This is a genomic window from Streptomyces sp. NPDC087420 (assembly GCF_044744165.1).
Classification (GTDB): Bacteria; Actinomycetota; Actinomycetes; order Streptomycetales; family Streptomycetaceae; genus Streptomyces.
This window is the reverse complement of sequence record NZ_JBIUXU010000006.1, coordinates 372,881-389,979: the sequence shown is the minus strand read 5'-3', so window position 1 is coordinate 389,979 and position 17,099 is coordinate 372,881. Positions and strand designations below refer to the sequence as shown.

Annotated in this window: 7 protein-coding genes; 2 read left to right on the top strand and 5 right to left on the bottom strand. The window is 73.3% G+C overall.

Annotation, left to right across the window (positions count from 1 at the left end):
• Positions 1-58: 58 nt before the first annotated feature.
• On the bottom strand, positions 59-1,537 hold the full coding sequence (eccB, locus tag ACIO1C_RS14955; protein WP_401862944.1) for a type VII secretion protein EccB: 1,479 nt from the start codon (positions 1,535-1,537) through the stop codon (positions 59-61).
• Between the two features lie 27 nt (positions 1,538-1,564).
• Entirely contained in the window at positions 1,565-2,962 is a 1,398-nt protein-coding gene (gene eccD, locus ACIO1C_RS14950; protein ID WP_401862941.1) for a type VII secretion integral membrane protein EccD, read from the bottom strand.
• Positions 2,963-3,233: 271 nt separating this feature from the next.
• Here eccD and eccCa point away from each other — a divergent pair, with 271 nt between their 5' ends.
• Positions 3,234-7,202 (top strand): type VII secretion protein EccCa, encoded by a 3,969-nt coding sequence (gene eccCa, locus ACIO1C_RS14945; protein ID WP_401863208.1) that lies wholly within the window; start codon positions 3,234-3,236, stop codon positions 7,200-7,202.
• Between the two features lie 74 nt (positions 7,203-7,276).
• Here eccCa and ACIO1C_RS14940 read toward each other — a convergent pair whose 3' ends face one another.
• Positions 7,277-8,515, bottom strand: a complete 1,239-nt coding sequence (locus tag ACIO1C_RS14940) for a S8 family serine peptidase (protein WP_401862939.1) — start codon at positions 8,513-8,515, stop codon at positions 7,277-7,279.
• Positions 8,516-8,610: 95 nt separating this feature from the next.
• Here ACIO1C_RS14940 and ACIO1C_RS14935 point away from each other — a divergent pair, with 95 nt between their 5' ends.
• Positions 8,611-11,946, top strand: coding sequence for a right-handed parallel beta-helix repeat-containing protein (locus ACIO1C_RS14935; RefSeq protein ID WP_401862937.1), 3,336 nt, complete (start codon positions 8,611-8,613; stop codon positions 11,944-11,946).
• Positions 11,947-12,080: 134 nt separating this feature from the next.
• On the opposite strand, the gene ACIO1C_RS14930 is transcribed toward ACIO1C_RS14935, so the two are convergent.
• Together ACIO1C_RS14930 and ACIO1C_RS14925 are read right to left on the bottom strand one after the other, a co-directional pair.
• Positions 12,081-13,292 carry a hypothetical protein gene (locus ACIO1C_RS14930; RefSeq protein ID WP_401862934.1) on the bottom strand — a complete coding sequence of 404 codons (1,212 nt, stop codon included), beginning with the start codon at positions 13,290-13,292 and terminating at the stop codon, positions 12,081-12,083.
• 209 nt (positions 13,293-13,501) lie between these two features.
• On the bottom strand, positions 13,502-16,945 hold the full coding sequence (locus ACIO1C_RS14925) for a hypothetical protein (RefSeq protein WP_401862933.1): 3,444 nt from the start codon (positions 16,943-16,945) through the stop codon (positions 13,502-13,504).
• Positions 16,946-17,099 lie beyond the last annotated feature (154 nt).

Below are 17,099 nucleotides of genomic sequence, written 5' to 3'. Positions count from 1 at the left end.
AATCCAAAAGTTTGCCCGTACGAACAGTCGCTTCGGGGCGACTTTTCCGCTATAGCCCCTACATCTCCGGACACCGCAGTGTCACGCGTCCTTCTCCCGAGGAAGCCGCCTCAGGAGTGAGGTCGGGGCCGCTCGGCAGCATGGCCAGCAGCGGCGACGGCATCGTCCGCTCCTCGGCGCCCTCGTACCCGAGCGCCTTCACCCCTTCCTGGGACAGCAGCCGGTACTTCACGCCCTCGTCCGTCACCAGGTACGTGGTGTCGCCCAGCGCGCTGCCGCCCGCGCCCACCACCCTGACCAGCGCACCCTTTCCGGCCCGTACGGCGATGGCGTCGACCTCCAGGCAGGCGGGCACGATCTCGGGGGCCGGTGGCTGCACGACCTGCGGCAGCGCGTGCTCGGGCAGGACGGACGTACCCACCCGTACGCCGCCCGGGGTGGAGTCGACGTCCGCGCACGCGACGGACCCGACGGCGATCTCGACCGTCTCCGGCGGCTTCTCTGGCAGCCGCGCCGGGTTCACGACGGCGTCCTCGGAGCGCGGGGCGAGGTTCCCGGTCAGCGCGTCGGCCCCGAGCGTCGCGACCCGTACGGCGTTGCCTTCGTACGCCTTCGCGCGGGTCTCCGGGTCACCCATGAGAAGCGCGGCGCCGGTGGCCGTGAGCGGGACCAGGCCGTCCTTCTGGAGCAGGTGGTAGCGGGCGGCGGAGCCCGGTACGTCGACGAGGAAGAGCTGCCCGATCCTGGTGGCGCGGCCCGCCAGATCGGGCCCCTTGGCGCCCCTGTCCGGCACCTCGGCGGCCGCCAGATCGGGTCCCTGGGGGAAGGCGTCGAGGAACGCGGCGGCGACCGGGCGGGGCGTGACGTTCCCGTACCCGAGAGCCTGCGCCGCGTGTCCCCGGCCGTCGAGGCGCAGCCGGCTTCCCTGCCACAGCAGGTAGGTGGTGGAGCCGGGCCCGGCGACCAACAGGCCGTCGTGGTCGGCCAGCCGGCGCCCGCCCGGTACGTCCCCGGGCTCGTCGGTGCCGACGGCGAGCGTGGTGGTCGCCGTGGTGCCGCCCGTCGTGCCCGGGAGGAGGCCGGAACACACCAGCCACGGCTTGGTGTCCAGGTCGCCGGTTCCGGGCAGCGCCTCGGGGCCCTCCGGGATGCCGATGGGCGTGCCGTGCGGGGTGCCGGCGAGGGAGCCGGTGCCGACGGTCGTGACGGTGAGACCGCCGCCGGTGATCAGCTGGGCGGACGCGTAGTTCCGTACGGGACGGAGCCGTCCGTCCAGGTACAGGTAGCGGGCGCCCGTCTGCTTGTCGACGATCAGGTTCTGCGCGGTGCGCCAGGAGTCGTTCCCGCCCGGCTTGATGAGCCCGAAGACAAAGGCCCCGGCACACACCAGCAGGGCGATGAGCACGCCTATCGCGGCGCCGCGGTTGGTCCGGCCCAGGGGGCTCTCCGGATCGTCGGGTTCGGCCCGCAGCATGGCCGAGGCGAGCCTGCCCATCACGAAGAGATGCGCCTGTACTTGGTCCCGTTTGCTGTGCATGGTTGCCCGTTCTTCCGATCAGCCGGATCAGCCGTTGATGCCGCGCAGCGTGCCGTACACGCCCATCGCCCAGAGCATCAGCGGCAGCATGCTGATGGCGGCGAGTGAGTGCAGCAGCTCGGCCGCGCGTCCCCAGTACGGCAGGAGGCGCCGCCCGGGCACGGTCCAGGAGGCGATGGTGATCGTGGCCGCCAGGGCCAGCAGACCGGCCGTCAGGGTCAGCCGGTCCGCCGGGCCGAGGGCCTGGGCCGCCCCGTACAGCAGCAGGGCCGCGCCCCAGGCACCGGCGGTGGTCAGCGCGAGCCGCTGCCAGACGTTGCCCAGACCCCTGCTGTGGAGCAGCAACAGCAGTGACAGGGCGACGACGGTGAGGATTCCCGGGAGGTCGGGATCGGCCACGAGCATCGCGAGGCACGGCAGGCAGATCAGGCCGATGGCCGCGTAGAAGGCGGTCATCCAGCCGTCCGCGAGGGTGGCGCGGGTCTCCACGTCGGAGGCGGGGTAGGGGTCGATGCCCTGCTGCAACTGCTGGACGTTGGTGGGCAGCGGGGGCATCCGCATGCCGGAGAGCCGGAACGACAGCGAGGGGACGAAGCCGCCGAACAGCACCACCACGACGGCCACCACACTGGCCGCCTGGTCCGGCGCCAGGTCCATGATGATCAGGGTGGCCCCGAGCGCGCCCGCGACGGCGACGGAGGCCGTGCCGAGGAACAGCGCCGGGTACACGCCGACCGCCGCCAGCGCGAGCACGACCGCGCCACCACCGGCGGCGGAGGCCGCCAACAGCCGTGCGCCCAGCACCGCGTCACCCCCGGCCCCGCCCAGCTCCCCGCCGGGCAGCAGCCAGCCGGCCAGCGCGAAGTACGGGGCCGCCATGAGGCCGAGCACCGAGCCCGCCCCGGAGTCGCCGACGGCCCGGGCGGCCGAGCCGGCCCCGGCGATCAGCAGCAGCCCCGCGGCCCCGGCCGCCAGCGCCCGCAGCCAGCCGGGGGAGCCCGGCAGGCCCAGGAGCACGAGGCCCAGCGTGAGGGTGGCGACGGCCAGGGCGAGCAGCAGGCGCCGTCCCGCCGCCGGGCTCCACCCGTGCGGGCGGTTCTGCATGGTGGTGGATATGCCGTCGACCAGGTCGTCGAGGTGGACCTCGGGGAGCGCCTCGGCGCGCGGCCGCAGACTGAGTACCTCACCGTCACGCAGGCCGAGGGAGTCCAAGGTACTCTCGGGGTCGAGCGGTGGGCCGCCGAGTCGTTGCAGCACCCAACCGCCGTGCTCCAGGCCGGATTCCTCCAGGTCCTCGCCTCCGTAACTGATGACTGTGGGCAGCAGGTCGGCTACGGAGACGTCGGAGGGCACCGCCAGGTCGATGATCCTCGTCGGAGCGCGTACGGTGACGCGGCACAGATTCGCCGTCTGGGTTTCTGTCATGGGCTTGGGTTTCACGCTTTCCGCTGAATGTGACGGGAAGTCGGGCGTGTGGGTGCCGACGAGCCCATTGGGGAAACCGGCGGCATCGCGCGAGACTCTACTTCATCCGCATTGCGAGGCAACTCGCCCTTCCGGCAGCCGACTTCGAATGCCTTAGGGGCGGCCGTTGTTCCGGTGAACCCCGGTATCGGGTGAACTCCGGTAAAGGCGGGCCGTCCCGCACTGTTGTCATGGAATTGTTCGGAATCGCACAGGAGGCCATTCGTTGAGCGTGATCCTGTTCCGCAGGCCGGCACGCCGTAGAGGTCCGGAATCGCCGTCGGGAGACCTGAGCCTTCAGGAGCCGCCGACCCTTCCCGAAGTGGTCCCGGACAGTTCCGCGGTGTGGACCTACTTGCCGATGGCCCTGATGTCCGTCTCCATGATGCTGATGTTCATGCGGCCGGGCATGGCCAAGTCGAGCGGCGGATTCATCTATATCGCGCTCGGTGTGATGGTGGTCGCCTCCGCGGGCATGATGATCGGTCAGGTGATGAAGCGCAACGCCGACCGCAAGCAGCGGATGAAGGGCGAACGCCGCGACTACCTGCGTTATCTGCGGCAGACGCGGCGCAAGGTGCGCGCCTCCATCGTCGATCAGCAGCACGCCCTCGCCTGGCGTCATCCCGAGCCCGACGCGCTGTCCTCCTTCGTGCGCACGTCGCGGCTGTGGGAGCGCCGGACGTCCGACGAGGACTTCGCGGAGGTCCGGATGGCCGTCGGTGACCAGCGGCTGGCGATGAAGCTGATCCCGCTGTCCACCAAGCCCGTCGAGGATCTGGAACCGCTGTCCGCGCACGCGCTGCGCAGTTTCACCCGGGCCTATTCGACCGTACGGGACCAGCCCATCGCGATCTATCTGCGCGCCTGGTCGAAGGTGCTCTTCCGGGGTGACGAGGAGCGGATACGCGGCCTGGTGCGCGGCCTGCTCGGCCAGTTGGCGGTCTTCCACTCCCCCGACGACCTGTGGATAGCGCTGTGCGTGTCCGACGAGCGGCGGTCGGAGTGGGAGTGGGCGAAGTGGCTCCCGCACAGCCTGCACCGGTACGAGGAGGACGGCGCGGGCCCGACCCGTATGATCACCTCCGCCTTCAACGAGCTGGAGAACCTGCTCGGCGTCGAGTTCCAGGAGCGTCCGGGCGCCGACCCCGACGCGGCCCCGGGGCGGGAGGAGCCGTACACGGTCATCGTGATCGACGGCTGCGCCCTGCCGGCGGGCCACCGATTCGACGGCCCCGGGTTCCGCAACGCCGTCGTCCTCGACCTCACGGGGGCCCTCACCTGGAAGCCCGGGCGCACCACACTGCGCCTGGAGGTGGAGGAGGACAGCGTCGCGCTGGTACGCACCGACCGCGACCGCAAGGAGCAGTCGACGGTGCTGGGCAGGCCCGACAAGTTCGGGCCCGTGGGAGCGCGGGCGCTCGCCCGGCTGCTCGCCCCCTACCGGATGAGCATGGGCGGCGACGACTCCAAGCCGTTCTCCGACGACGTCGAGCTGACCGCGCTGCTGAACATCCCCGACCTGCACCAGCACGAGCCGTCGACCCTCTGGGAGCGGTACACGGGCAGCGCCCGGCTCCGCGTCCCCATCGCGGTCAGTGGCGAGGGCAGGCCCGTGGAGCTGGACATCAAGGAGTCCGCGCAGGGCGGTACGGGCCCCCACGGCATGCTCATCGGCGCCACGGGTTCCGGCAAGAGCGAGCTGCTGCGCACCCTGGTCCTGTCCCTCGCCCTCACCAACTCCTCGGAGACACTGAACTTCATCCTGGTCGACTTCAAGGGTGGCGCCACCTTCCTCGGTCTGGACGAACTGCCGCACACCTCCGCGGTCATCACCAACCTCGCCGACGAGGTGTCACTGGTCGCCCGCATGCAGGACGCCCTGCACGGTGAGCTGATACGCCGTCAGGAGCTGCTGCGCGCCGCCGGGAACTACACCTCGGCCCTGGAGTACGAGAAGGCGCGGCAGTCCGGTGTGCCGCTGGCGCCGCTGCCGAGCCTGTTCGTCGTGGTGGACGAGTTCAGCGAACTGCTGTCCGCGCACCGCGACTTCATGGAGCTGTTTGTCATGATCGGCCGCCTCGGGCGCTCGCTCGGGGTGCACCTGCTGCTCGCGTCGCAGCGGCTGGACGAGGGCCGCATGCACCAGTTGGAGAGCCATCTCTCGTACCGGATCGGCCTGCGTACCTTCTCCGCGATGGAGAGCCGGGGTGTGCTGGGTGTGCCGGACGCCTACGAACTGCCGGCCCAGCCCGGCGCCGGTTTCCTGAAGAGCGGTGTGGACGCGCTGACGCGGTTCCGTGCCGCGTACGTCTCGGGGCCGTACCAGCGGCGCCGGGCCGTCGTCCAGGCGCAGGTGGCCCGTCAGGTGGTGCCGTGGACGGCGGAGTGGGTGGTGCCGCGCGCGCCCGCGGACCCGGACGTCTCGGGTGGCGAGGAGGAGCCGGAGGGCGACGAGGAGAACGGCGAGACGCTGTTGTCGGTGGCGCTGGACCGGCTGCGCGGTTCGGGGCCGCCCGCCCACCAGGTGTGGCTGCCGCCGCTGTCGGCGCCGGCCAGCCTGGACCAGATCCTGCCTCCGCTGGCGCCCGACCCGCGCTTCGGCCTCACCACGGCCGACTGGCCGCAGCGGGGCCGGCTCACCGTCCCGGTGGGTGTGGTGGACCGTCCGTTCGACCAGCTCCGTGATCTGCTGACGGTGGACCTGTCGGCGGCCGGGGGCCATGTGGCCATCGCGGGCGGGCCGCAGAGCGGCAAGAGCACCCTGCTGAGGACCCTCATCACCGCCCTCGCCCTCACCCACACTCCGAGGGAAGTGCAGTTCTACTGCCTGGACTTCGGTGGTGGCACCCTCGCCGCCCTGGACGAACTGCCGCACATGGGCGGGGTGGCGGCGCGGGTGGACGCCGAGCGGGTGGGCCGGACGATCGCCGAGGTCAGCACACTGCTCAGCAAGCGGGAGCGGTTCTTCCTCGAACAGGGCATCGACTCCATGCCCACGTACCGCAGGCGGCGGGCGGCGGGCGAGTTCCCCGACGAGCCGCACGGCGACATCTTCCTGGTGGTCGACGGCTGGTCCACGGTCCGCCAGGACTTCGACCGGCACCTTCCCACCTTCAACGCGCTGGCCGCCCGCGGCCTCAACTACGGTGTCCACCTGATGATCACCACGGGCCGGTGGGTGGAGCTGTCGTCGTCCGTACGGGACCAGACCGGCACCCGTCTTGAACTGCGCATGGGTGACGCGATGGACTCCCAGATCGACTCCCGCAAGGCGGCGACGATCCCGCGCAGCCCCGGCCGGGGCCTGACCCCCGACAAGCTGCACTACCTGTCGGCGCTGCCGCGCGTCGACGGGGTCGAGGACGCCGACGACCTCGCCGACGGTGTCTCCGGCCTGGTCGCCGCGATCAGCGAGAACTGGACGGGCCCGCCGGCGCCCCGGGTACGGATGCTGCCGACCGCCCTGCCCGTCGCCGACCTCCCGGCGCCCGTGGGCGAGAACGGGCTGCGGATCGCCATCGGCCTGGACGAGAACGAACTCGCCCCGGTGTGGCACGACTTCTCCGAGAATCCGCACATGATCGTGGTGGGCGACAGCGAGTGCGGCAAGACCAACCTGCTGCGGGTGATCGCCAAGGGCATCACCGAGCGGTACACACCGGCCGAGGCCCGCATCATGACGGTGGACTACCGGCGGGAGCTGGTGGAGGCCGTTCCGGAGGCGTACCGCCTCGGTCACGCGGTGTCCATGGACATCCTCAAGGACCTCGTGGACGGGGTGGCGAGGGCGGTCAGGCAGCGCGTTCCGGGGGAGGACATCGCCCCGTCGCGGATGAGGCTGGCCGACTGGTGGTCGGGGCCTCGGCTGTTCATCCTGGTCGACGACTACGACATGATCGGCAGCGGTCCCATGGCCCAGCCGTTCGCCCCGCTGCTCGACCATCTCGCGCTCGGCCACGAGGTGGGCCTGCACATGGTGGTGGCACGCTCCTCGGCCGGCGCGGGGCGCGGCCTCAACGAGGCTTTGCTGCGGCGGCTGTTGGAGGTCAACACACCGGGCCTGCTGATGTCGTGCCCGCCGAGCGAGGGGTATCTCTTCGGCAGTGTGAAGGGGCGGGAGCTGATCCCCGGCCGGGCCGTGCGCATCGCGCGGCGCAAGACGCTCCAGATCCAGACCCCGCTGGGGGACGAGCGCTGATGTCCCCCAGACGGGTCGCGGCGGCCGGCGGCCGGCTCCCTTCGGGGGGCCGGGCCGCCGGAGCCGTACGGACGTTACTGTCCCGGCGGGGTGCTGTCCGGGCGGCGGCCGGGCGGCAGCCAACTCCTGGCCCTGCCACGGGGGATCACCGCGGCCGCGCCTCCCACCAGCAGGACGAGCGCCAGTCCCCCGCCCGCGATCGCCAGCGCGCGGTTCCGGGGGCCCGGGTCCGCGGGCTCGGGCAGCCGCGCGAGCACGGCCTTCGCCGGGGCTGCCTCCGCGGAGGTGCCCTGTTCCTGTACGAGGGACAGGGCGGCGTAGGGGTCGAGCCGGGGGGTGTCCGACGGATAGGCGGTCGCGAGCAGGCGGCGCGCGACCTCCTGGGCGGTCAACTCCGGCCGGTAGGCCCGTACGAGAGCGGCGGCCCCCGCCGTACCCGCCGCGGCGAGCGAGGCGCCGGACCCGATGTAGTGGCCCGGTCCGCCCGGCCCGGCGCTGACCATGGAACTGCCCGGCGCCGACAGGTCCGGCTCGTGGGCGGGCGGCGCGTTCTCCTGCCGTACGCCAGTGGGCCCGAAGTCCACCACGGCCAGCACGCCCGGCGCGGCGGCCGGCCAATAGGGGCCCCGCGGCATCGCGTTGTCGGGCCCCCGCTCCTCCTTGGGCACGGCGTCCGGGGCGGCGGGGGCGACCACCAGCGCGTCGTGCTCCGTGGCGTAGGCGACGGCGTCGGTGATCTCCTCGCTTCCGGTCCGCAGGGCGTGCCCGACGTAGATGACGCGCGCGTCCCGGTCCACGGCCGTACGGATGCCGAGGGCGACCAGCTCCGCCGACGGCACCCCCCGGTCGTCGGTCCCCAGCAGCGCGAGGAGGTCGGCCTTCGGGGCAACTCCCGTGATTCCGCTGCCCTTTTGCGGGGCGGCGGCGATGAGACCGGCGACGAAGGTGCCGTGTCCCACGCAGTCCTCCCCCGCGCCGTCGACCGCCGTCACCCGTCCGGACAGGCTGGGCACACCGGAGGCGACCCCGGTGTCGACCACCGCGACGGTCACCCCGGCCCCCTCGGAGATCCGCTGGGCCCTCGGCAGCCCGAGCGCCTTCTGCGACCAGGCCGCCCCGGCGGCGGTCTCCTTGGACGGCTCGGTGCAGGGGTTGCCCTCGCCGAGGCGCAGCGGCAGCGGGGGCAGCAGCGTGGCGACCGGCTCGTCTGCGCCGGGACCGAACGACCCGCCCGGCGCGGCGAAGGCGGGCCCGCAGGTGACTGGCAGGATGACCGCGACAGCCAGCACAAGGCCCGCATACCTGTATTTCATGGTGCTTCGCATTATCACATGGTATGCGCATGCCATACTCAGGCGCACGCACAGGGCAGGCCAAAGACCCAGCAATACCAGGAGGTTCGAGGCGCGTGGCACGGCACATACTCACGGTCTGCCCGGAACGGCCGGACTGTTTCCCGACGATCGGTGAGGCACTGGCCCAGGCGCGCACCGGGGCGGTGATCCATGTGCGCCCCGGGCGGTACGCCGAGAACCTGGTCATCAGGAACCGGGTGACGATCGTCGCCGAGGGCGAGCCGGGAACGGTCGAGATCTGCCCGCGCGCGGGCAGCGCCGTCAGCCTCATGGCGGACGCCGTCATGCTCAGCGGTCTGACCCTGCGCGGACGGGACAAGGAACTGCCCGTCGTGGACATACCGGCCGGGCAGGCAGCTCTCGACGGCTGCACCGTGAGCGGCGCGGGATGGGCGGCGCTGCTGGTCCGCGGCAAGGGCTCGCTGGCCGCCCGCGGCTGCCGGGTGAGCAATCCCGGCGGCGCCGGGGTGGTCGACTCCTCGGAGACCGAAAGCATCATCGAGGACTGCGTGTTCGAGAACTTCGGCACTTCCGCCGTGGTGATCGGCGAGAGCGCGCGGCCCCTCGTCCGCGACTGCCGGATCCGCGGGGCACGCGCCAACGGGATCCTCGCCAGCGGCGAGGCCGGCGGCACCGTCGACAGCTGTGACATCTCCGGCACCGACAAGCCCGCCATCGCCCTGGAGGGCCACAGCTCGACCCGGGTCCTGCGCTCCACCGTGCACCACACCTCGGTGGGCCTGCTCGTGAGCAGCCTGTCCCGGCCCGAGATCGAGGACACGGCCTTTGAATCGATCACCCAGAGCGCCATCGTCATCTCCGGCGGCGCCGACCCCCTGCTGCGGCGGTGTGTCACCCGGCGTACCAAGCACAGCGGACTCCTCGTCCTCGACCGCTCGCGCGGAAACCTGGAGGGGTGCGCGTTCCACACCTCGACGCAGTCCGCCGTGCGGGTCGTGGAGGGAAGCTCCCCGCTGCTCAGGGACACGGTGGTGAGCGACTGCGCCGACACCTCCGGAGCGGTGTTCCTCAGCGACAACTCCACGGCCGAGTTCGAGCGCCTGGACGTCCTGGACGCGGCCGGGGTCGGCATCCACGTCCGCGCTTCCGCCAACCCCCTGCTGCGGCACACCCGGGTCATCGGCGCGGGCGGCAACGGCATCGAGATCACCGACGACGGCCGGGGCCGTCTGGAGCACTGCGAGGTGGAGTCCGCGGGCGGCTCCGGGCTGAGCGTGGACGACGACGCCGACCCCGAGATCAGCGACACCGCGCTGCGCTCCTCCGCCCGCTCGGGGGTGGTCATCGGCGAGCGCGGGCGCGGAACCCTGCGCGACTGCGAGATCAGCAACAGCGCCGACGCGGGGATCACCGTGGGGGACGAGGGCGAACTCGCCCTGGACCGGGTGCGGGTGAGCGGTTCGAAGGCCCACGGCGTCCAGGTGGCGCACGGCGGCCGGGCCTCGCTCACCTCCTGCGAGATCACCGGGAACACGGGCGACGGCATACGGGTCGACAGCGCCGAGCCCGTCCAGCTCAACCGGTGTGTGGTGCGCGACAACCGCGGGGCGGGCCTGCGGCAGAGCCGGGGCAGCGAGCGCCTCTCGGTCGAGTACCTGACCAGCGCGGACAACGGAACGGCGGACAGCTGGGGCGAGACCGCCGAGGTGACGGGCGAGAGCGGGGCCCCGGGCGGGTCCGAGAAGGGGGCTGCGCCGCGCACCCCGATGGACGACCTGGAGGCGCTCATCGGCCTGGAGAACGTCAAGCACCAGGTCAACACCCTGGTCAACCTCAACCAGCTCGCCGAACGCCGCCGCAAGCTCGGCATGCCGGTCCCCTCGATGAGCCGGCACCTGATCTTCTCCGGACCGCCCGGCACCGGAAAGACCACCGTGGCCCGGCTGTACGGGAGCATCCTCGCCGACCTGGGAATCCTGCGCAGCGGCCATCTGGTCGAGGTCGCCCGGGCCGATCTGGTGGCCCAGATCATCGGTGGTACGGCCATCAAGACCACCGAGGCCTTCACCAGCGCGCTGGGCGGGGTGCTGTTCATCGACGAGGCGTACACCCTCACCCCCGAGGGATCCTCCAACGACTTCGGACGGGAGGCCGTCGACACCCTCCTCAAGCTCATGGAGGACCACCGCGACGACGTGGTCGTGGTCGCGGCCGGCTACTCCGAGCAGATGGAGTCGTTCCTGTCCGCCAACCCGGGGATGGCCTCCCGGTTCACCCGTACCATCGAGTTCGGCAACTACGCGGTGGAAGAACTGGTCACCATCACCGAATCCATGTGCAACCGGCACCAGTTCGAGCTGGGACCGCTGACGCGCGAGGCGCTGGCCGTACGGTTCGAGGGGATGACGCGCGACGCGTCCTTCGGCAACGGCCGGGCGGCGCGCGGGGTGTTCGAGGACATGGTGGACCGTCAGTCCTTCCGTCTCGCGTCCATGGCCGACCCGGACGAGAGCGACCTGACGCTGCTGCTGCCGCAGGACGTCGGGGACGCGGAGGCGGCGGCGGTCGACGGCACCCCGCGCGGCGGGGACGACGCGCCCGACCCGATGGCCGAGCTGACGGCCATGGTGGGCCTCGGGGCGGTGAAGCGCGAAGTGACCGATCTGGTCAGCCTGTTGTCCAACGCCCGGCAGCGGGTCGCCGCCGGGCTGCCCAGCCCCAGGATCAGCAACCACCTGGTCTTCACCGGGCCACCCGGCACCGGAAAGACGACCGTTGCCCGGCTGTACGCCAAACTCCTGCACTCGCTGGGGGTGTTGCCCCGCGCCGGCCTGGTCGAGGTGGCCAGGGCCGACCTGGTGGGCCAGTACGTCGGACACACCGCCCAGCGCACCAAGGAGGTCTTCACCAGCGCGCTGGGAGGGGTGCTGTTCATCGACGAGGCGTACACCCTCACCCCCGAGGGGTCCTCCAACGACTTCGGGCGCGAGGCCGTCGACACGATCCTCAAGCTCATGGAGGACCACCGCGACGAGGTCGTGGTCATCGTCGCCGGGTACACCGAGGAGATGGAGCGCTTCCTCGCCTCCAACCCCGGACTGGCCTCGCGGTTCTCCAAATACGTGCAGTTCGAGGACTACAGCACGGACGAACTGGTCACCATCGTCTCCCGGCACGCCACCGCGTCCGGCTACGAGTGCGGCCCCGACACCCTCGCGATGCTGCGCGCCCATGTGGACGCGATCCCCCGGGACCGGTCCTTCGGCAACGCCCGGCTCGCCCGCCAGCTGCTGGAGACCATGATGACCAGCCAGGCGCGCCGGCTCGGCGGACTCCGGTCCCCCAGCCTCGCCGACCTGACCACACTGCTGCCCGAGGACCTGCCGTACGGGGGCCGCCCGGCGCGGCACGAAGAAGCGGCCCGCTGAGTCGCCGTACCGCTTCGAAAAGAGCCGTACCGCTGTGAAAAGAAGCGCCCGCCGGGGAGGTTCACCCGGCGGGCGCTTCCTTCGCGGTCACGTGCGCGGCGTTCCGCCACACGCCCGCCGGGTGGCGGTCCGCCTCACACGGTGAGCCTGATGGCCTGGAGCGCGAGGGTCTTCTCCAGGGTCCCGGCGAAGATGAGATTCTCGCCGCCGGGGTTGTCGCACCTCAGACCCAGCCATGCGCGGTCGGTGACAAACGCGTTCACGCACACCAGGGGCTGACCGATGTTGATCCCGAAGCCGCCCAGGGCCGGGGCGCTGCTCGACGCGACCCCGATGTACAGGTCGCCGCCGTCGGCCGCGCCCTTCCAGGGCGCCTTGTAGCCCTCCCCCATGGTCCAGGGGGTGGCGTTCACGCCGTTGGTCGAGGACACGGCGATGTTGAGGGCGGTGATGGGCCGGTTCTGCCCCTGCGTGCCCGCCTCCGCTCCGTCACACACCGGGGCCTGCCAGCCGATGCCCTTGACGTAGGCCCGGTAGCAGATGTGCCGGCCCGCGTTCTGGGTGGCCAGCTTCATGACGGCGAGCGACGCGGTGTTGGCCGGCGGCTTGGCCTTGACCACCGCCTTCTTCTTCGGCGCCTTCGTCGCCGCCGCGGACTTCTCCGCCGTCGGCGACGGCAGCGGTGGCGGACTCAGCGGCTCGGCCGGGGTCTTGGCCTTCGCCTTGGCCTTGACGGAGGGCTTCGCGGTCGTCGGCTTCGCCGTGGGCGAGGCCGGCGCGTAGTCGCCCGGCGGCGCGTTCAGCGCCTGGTCGTCGAGGATGGTGTCGGACTCGGCGACCACCGACGTCTTGTCCGTCTTCTTGTCGGAGTCGTCCGTGGCCCAGATCAGCAGCGGCACCGCCAGGAGGATCACACCCGCGAGGCCCGCGGCCGCGAGGAGGGGCTTCTTCGGGTTCCCGGAGGGCGGCTCGCCGTCCCCCCGCCCGGCTCCCTCACCGGAGGCCTCACCCGAGGCCGCGGCGGAGGCGGAGGCGGAGGCGGAGGCGTCCGGAACGGTCGCGGACGCGGCCGATCCCGTACGGGCCGCCTGGGTCCGCCTGCCCGTGCCGGCCGACGCCTCCGGCCCGGACTGCTGCCGCGTGGCCGCCGCGCCGGTGGCCGCACCCGCTGCCGCCTCCGCTTCGGCCGTACCGCTCGTGGTGCTCGGCTGTACGGGAGCGGTCGCCGCCCCGTCCGGCGAGGCACCCGGTCGCGGCGCCGCCGCGGCCTCCTCGTCCGCGCCCCGCCCGGCGGGGGCGGACGGCGACGCGGCGGGCGTCGGCAGCCTGCCCGGGTCCGCTCCCACGGACCGCAGGGTGACGGCCCGGCGGATGGACGGGCCGCCCGTGGCGGCTGACGGGTCCCCGTTGCCGGCGGCGGAGGACCCTCGCGATGGTTCGTCCGGTGACGATCGATTTTGACGATTTGTCATATTCTTCCTTTGCTGTCGTACGTGATCGGTGGTGCGGACCCCGGAGACCGGGGTGGTCTTGGAGCGCCCCTGGAACGCACGCCCTACCCGGCGTGGCCCACGGGGCCGGCGCAGCGCTCCGGCCAGCCCCGGCCCTCACCGACGGGCAGTTCGGTGGCGAGCGCCGCTTCGAGGTGCGCGAGCGCCTTGAGGTCCAGCCCGCTCAGTTCCTCCGCCCCGTCCATGTAGGCGGTCGCGTTGCCGGGGAGTTCCCGCAGCAGCACGACGGAGGAACCGGCGGGCACGGTCCGTACGCCCAGCACCCGGAAACCGGTCCCCGGCACGAAGACGATCTCGTCGTACGCCTCCGGGGATCCGGCCGGCCGGTCCAGCAGCTGACGCACCTTGCGCCCGGTGATGGACCAGATCGCGTACCGCACGACGGCCCCGGCCGGAAGCGCGGACGGCTTGGCCAGCGCGCTGATCGGCCCCGGCTCCTGCAACAGCGCGCCCACGGTGAGTTCGGAGGGGCCGGGCGCGGCCACGTCCCCGCCGCGCAGCGCCACGCCGCGGTAGGAGGGCAGCCGCCGCAGCGCGGACGCCAGGCACCCGGCGTAGGGCAGCAGGCGCCCTTCGCCGGTGCGCAGGTCCCGGATCAGCTCGCGCGGGTGCAACGGCCCTTCCTCGGTGGTCAGATACGCGTGCGCGGCGATGAGGTCGGTCCGCGCGGCGTCCAGTTCGTGACCGCGCAGCGCGGGCATCCGGGTGAGCACCCGGGAGACGGCGGCCGCGTGCACTTCCCAGGCGGACGCGGCGAAGTCACGGAACGCGGCGCGTTCGCCGACGGCGCTGACGTGCCCCGGGGAGAAGGGCATGGGCACGGCGGATCGCGCCGGGGCGGTCGCGGCCGGTGCCGCGCGGATCGGTGCCGGTGGGGCCGCCGTTACGGGATCCGGGGCGGCCGGAACCGAATGGTCCGGTCCCGGGTCGGCCGGGCCGGACGCGGTCGGAGCCGACGTGGTCCGAGCCGGTGCGGCCGGGGCCACCGGATCCGGCGCCCGCACCCGCGCCGGTGGAACCGGAACATCGGGTCCCGGTACGGCGGGTCCCACTGCGGCCGGGTCGGGTGCGACCGGACCGGACGCCACCGGAGCCGAGGGGGTCCGAGCCGGTGCGGCCGGGATGACGGGATCCGGCGCCTGGGGCCATGCCGGTGGAACCGGAACGTCCCGGCCCGGTGTGGCGGGTCCTGGTGTGGCCGGGTCGGACGCGGCCAGACCCGGACCCGCCGGACCCGTACCCGCCGGAGCCGGTGCGGCCGGGACCGCGGAGGGCCGCTCGCCCGCGGGCGCCTCACGTTCGGGGCGCTCCCGCCCGCCGCCTTCGGCGCGTGCGGGGTCCCCACCGGCCGTACCGGCGACCGACCCGCCGGGTACGTGCCCCAACGCCCCCACAACCGCCTCGCCGTCGCCGGATCCGGCGACGGGTTCCGTGCCCGCCCGTGGTGTGGCGGCGTGCCCTTCCCGACGACCGCCACCGGCGGGGTCCGCCCGCTCACCGGCCGATGCGCCGGAGAGCGGGGGACGGCCGGGCAAGGGCCGGCCGGGTGGCGTAGGACCTGTCGAGGTGTCCCCCGGCGCCCGCGTCGTCGCGCCGACGACCGGGCCATGTCCCGGCGTCCGGTCACGTCCTTCGCCGGCCTCCGCGCCACGCGGCGGCGAGGGACGGCCCGGCGGGGTGCCTCCGGCGCCCCGCGCCGTCACGCCCGCGAGCGTTCCGCCGGGCGCTCCGCCCCCCGCCGCGCCTTCAGCCGACGCACCGGCGACCGCGCCGGTACGGCGCCCGGCCGGCGTGCCGCCACCGGTGGCCGCTACCCCCTCAGCCGCGCTCCGGACCACCGGTCCGGCAGGCTCGCCGGACGGGCCGCTCCCGGCACCCACCGCCTGTCCCGCCGGCCCGGACGAGGAGGAGACCCGTACAGGAGGCGCCGGTGGTCCGGCCCACGCCGGCGTCCCGCCCTCCGGCCGGGCCGGCACCTCCGGCCGGGCCGGCACGGGAGCCGCGCCCGCCACCGGGCGCGGCGCGGGAGCGGGCCGCCGCGCGGGCCCGGGGACCCGGGGCGGCCCCGCGGTGACGTAACGGATGCCCGGTACGCCGTGTTCGGCGGCCAGGCGGCGCAGTTCACCCTCCCCGTTCATGAGCTTGCCGCGCACCAACAGCGTCGTCCTCGCGCGGAGGTCGGACCCCAGGCCGGCCAGCAGCCGGGAGAGGGCGGGCAGGACGGAGTTGTCCAACGGCCTGCCCGGCGCGCCCAGTTCGACGGCGCACCGGTCCGGGTCCACGGCCAGCGCCGCCAACGGCGGCCGGGGGCCGTCCCGTTCCCACAGGGCCAGCCCGGCCCGGGTCACCGTGGCCTGCCAGCGGTCCGTCAGCAGGACGGTCCCCGGCTGGGTGCCGCGCGGGATCCACGCGGGCGGATGGCTTCCCATCAGGCGCGGGGCGGGCACCTTCCCCTCCGCGTCGGCGGGCCCACACGTCACGGAGGACACGAACGGCTGCCAGCTCGGCCTGCCGTCGGCGCCCACCAGGGTCGGCCGGGGAGCCGTTCCCGGCGGCGCGTGGTCGGCGAGCAGCGGCAGACCGGTGAGGACTTCCACCTCGCCGCCCAGCAGACCGGCGACCGCGTGGCCGAGCCGCAGCAGATCGCGCCGGCCGCCCGGCGCGAGGCGGACGCGGGACCGCTGCCCCACGGGCAACGCCGAGAGCACGGCGGCCACTTCGTCGGCCGCCACGTCCTCCGCGTGGGGAGCGCCGACCACCACGGTGGGGCGCTCGAAGTCGGCGGGCACCGCGAAGCACAGGTCGTCGAGGTCCGGCAGGGGGGCGCCCGCCGGGCGCATCACCACGCCCGCCGGTATCTGCTCCACCACACAGCCGCCCGTCGTGCGCACCGGCACCCGGCCGAGCGCCTCCTGCCACGCGGGGGCCGGAGCGCGCGGGCCCAGTTTCCTGGGCGCCTCGCCGGGCACGAAGCTCCACCACCCGCCGCCGCTCCGGGAGTCGCCGTGGACGAAGAGCCCGCCCCCGGGGGTGATCAGGACGGACCCGTCGGGCGCCAGCACCTCCAGCTCCCAGGCGTCGGCGATCCTGCGGGCCACGGACGGGCGGCCCGGCTGGTCGTCACCGGCACCGGACATGACGAGCCGGACCCGGCCGACACCCCTCGACCGGAGGGAGTCGAGGAGGGCGCCCAGCCGGGACCAGAGGTCGTCGTCCGCGGGGCCGCCGCCGGGGGCGGAGCCGACCATCACCGTGACGATGTCCGCGTCCACGCCCACGGCATGGGCGACTTCGGCCAGGGTGGCGAGCGGGAACGAGTCGTCCTCGACGGAACGCACCAGCAGGAGACCGTCGATGTCCTCGACGGGCGGGGCGCCGACGGCCCCCTGGCGCCCGGCGCCACTCGGCTCCGCGGCCGGATTCCGGGGAGCGCGCTCCGGGGCGGACCTGCCGCGCCGGCGGTGGATGGCGGATGACCAACGGCTCACGCTTCCGTCCCCCGTGACCGAGGGCCGGCCTCGCGGATCTCGGCGGGAACGGGGGGAAGCCCGTCGTCCGGGCCGTCGCTCTGGGGCATCGCTGTCCTTACTCGTTGGTTCGGCGGTGGGTCGGTCACACGACGTGGGCGGCGGCCGTCGTACG

Excerpts from the sequence above, each read along its gene's own strand:
- eccB (WP_401862944.1), bottom strand. The coding sequence starts at position 1,537 with ATGCACAGCAAACGGGACCAAGTACAGGCGCATCTCTTCGTGATGGGC.
- ACIO1C_RS14940 (WP_401862939.1), bottom strand. The coding sequence starts at position 8,515 with ATGAAATACAGGTATGCGGGCCTTGTGCTGGCTGTCGCGGTCATCCTG.
- eccD (WP_401862941.1), bottom strand. The coding sequence starts at position 2,962 with ATGACAGAAACCCAGACGGCGAATCTGTGCCGCGTCACCGTACGCGCT.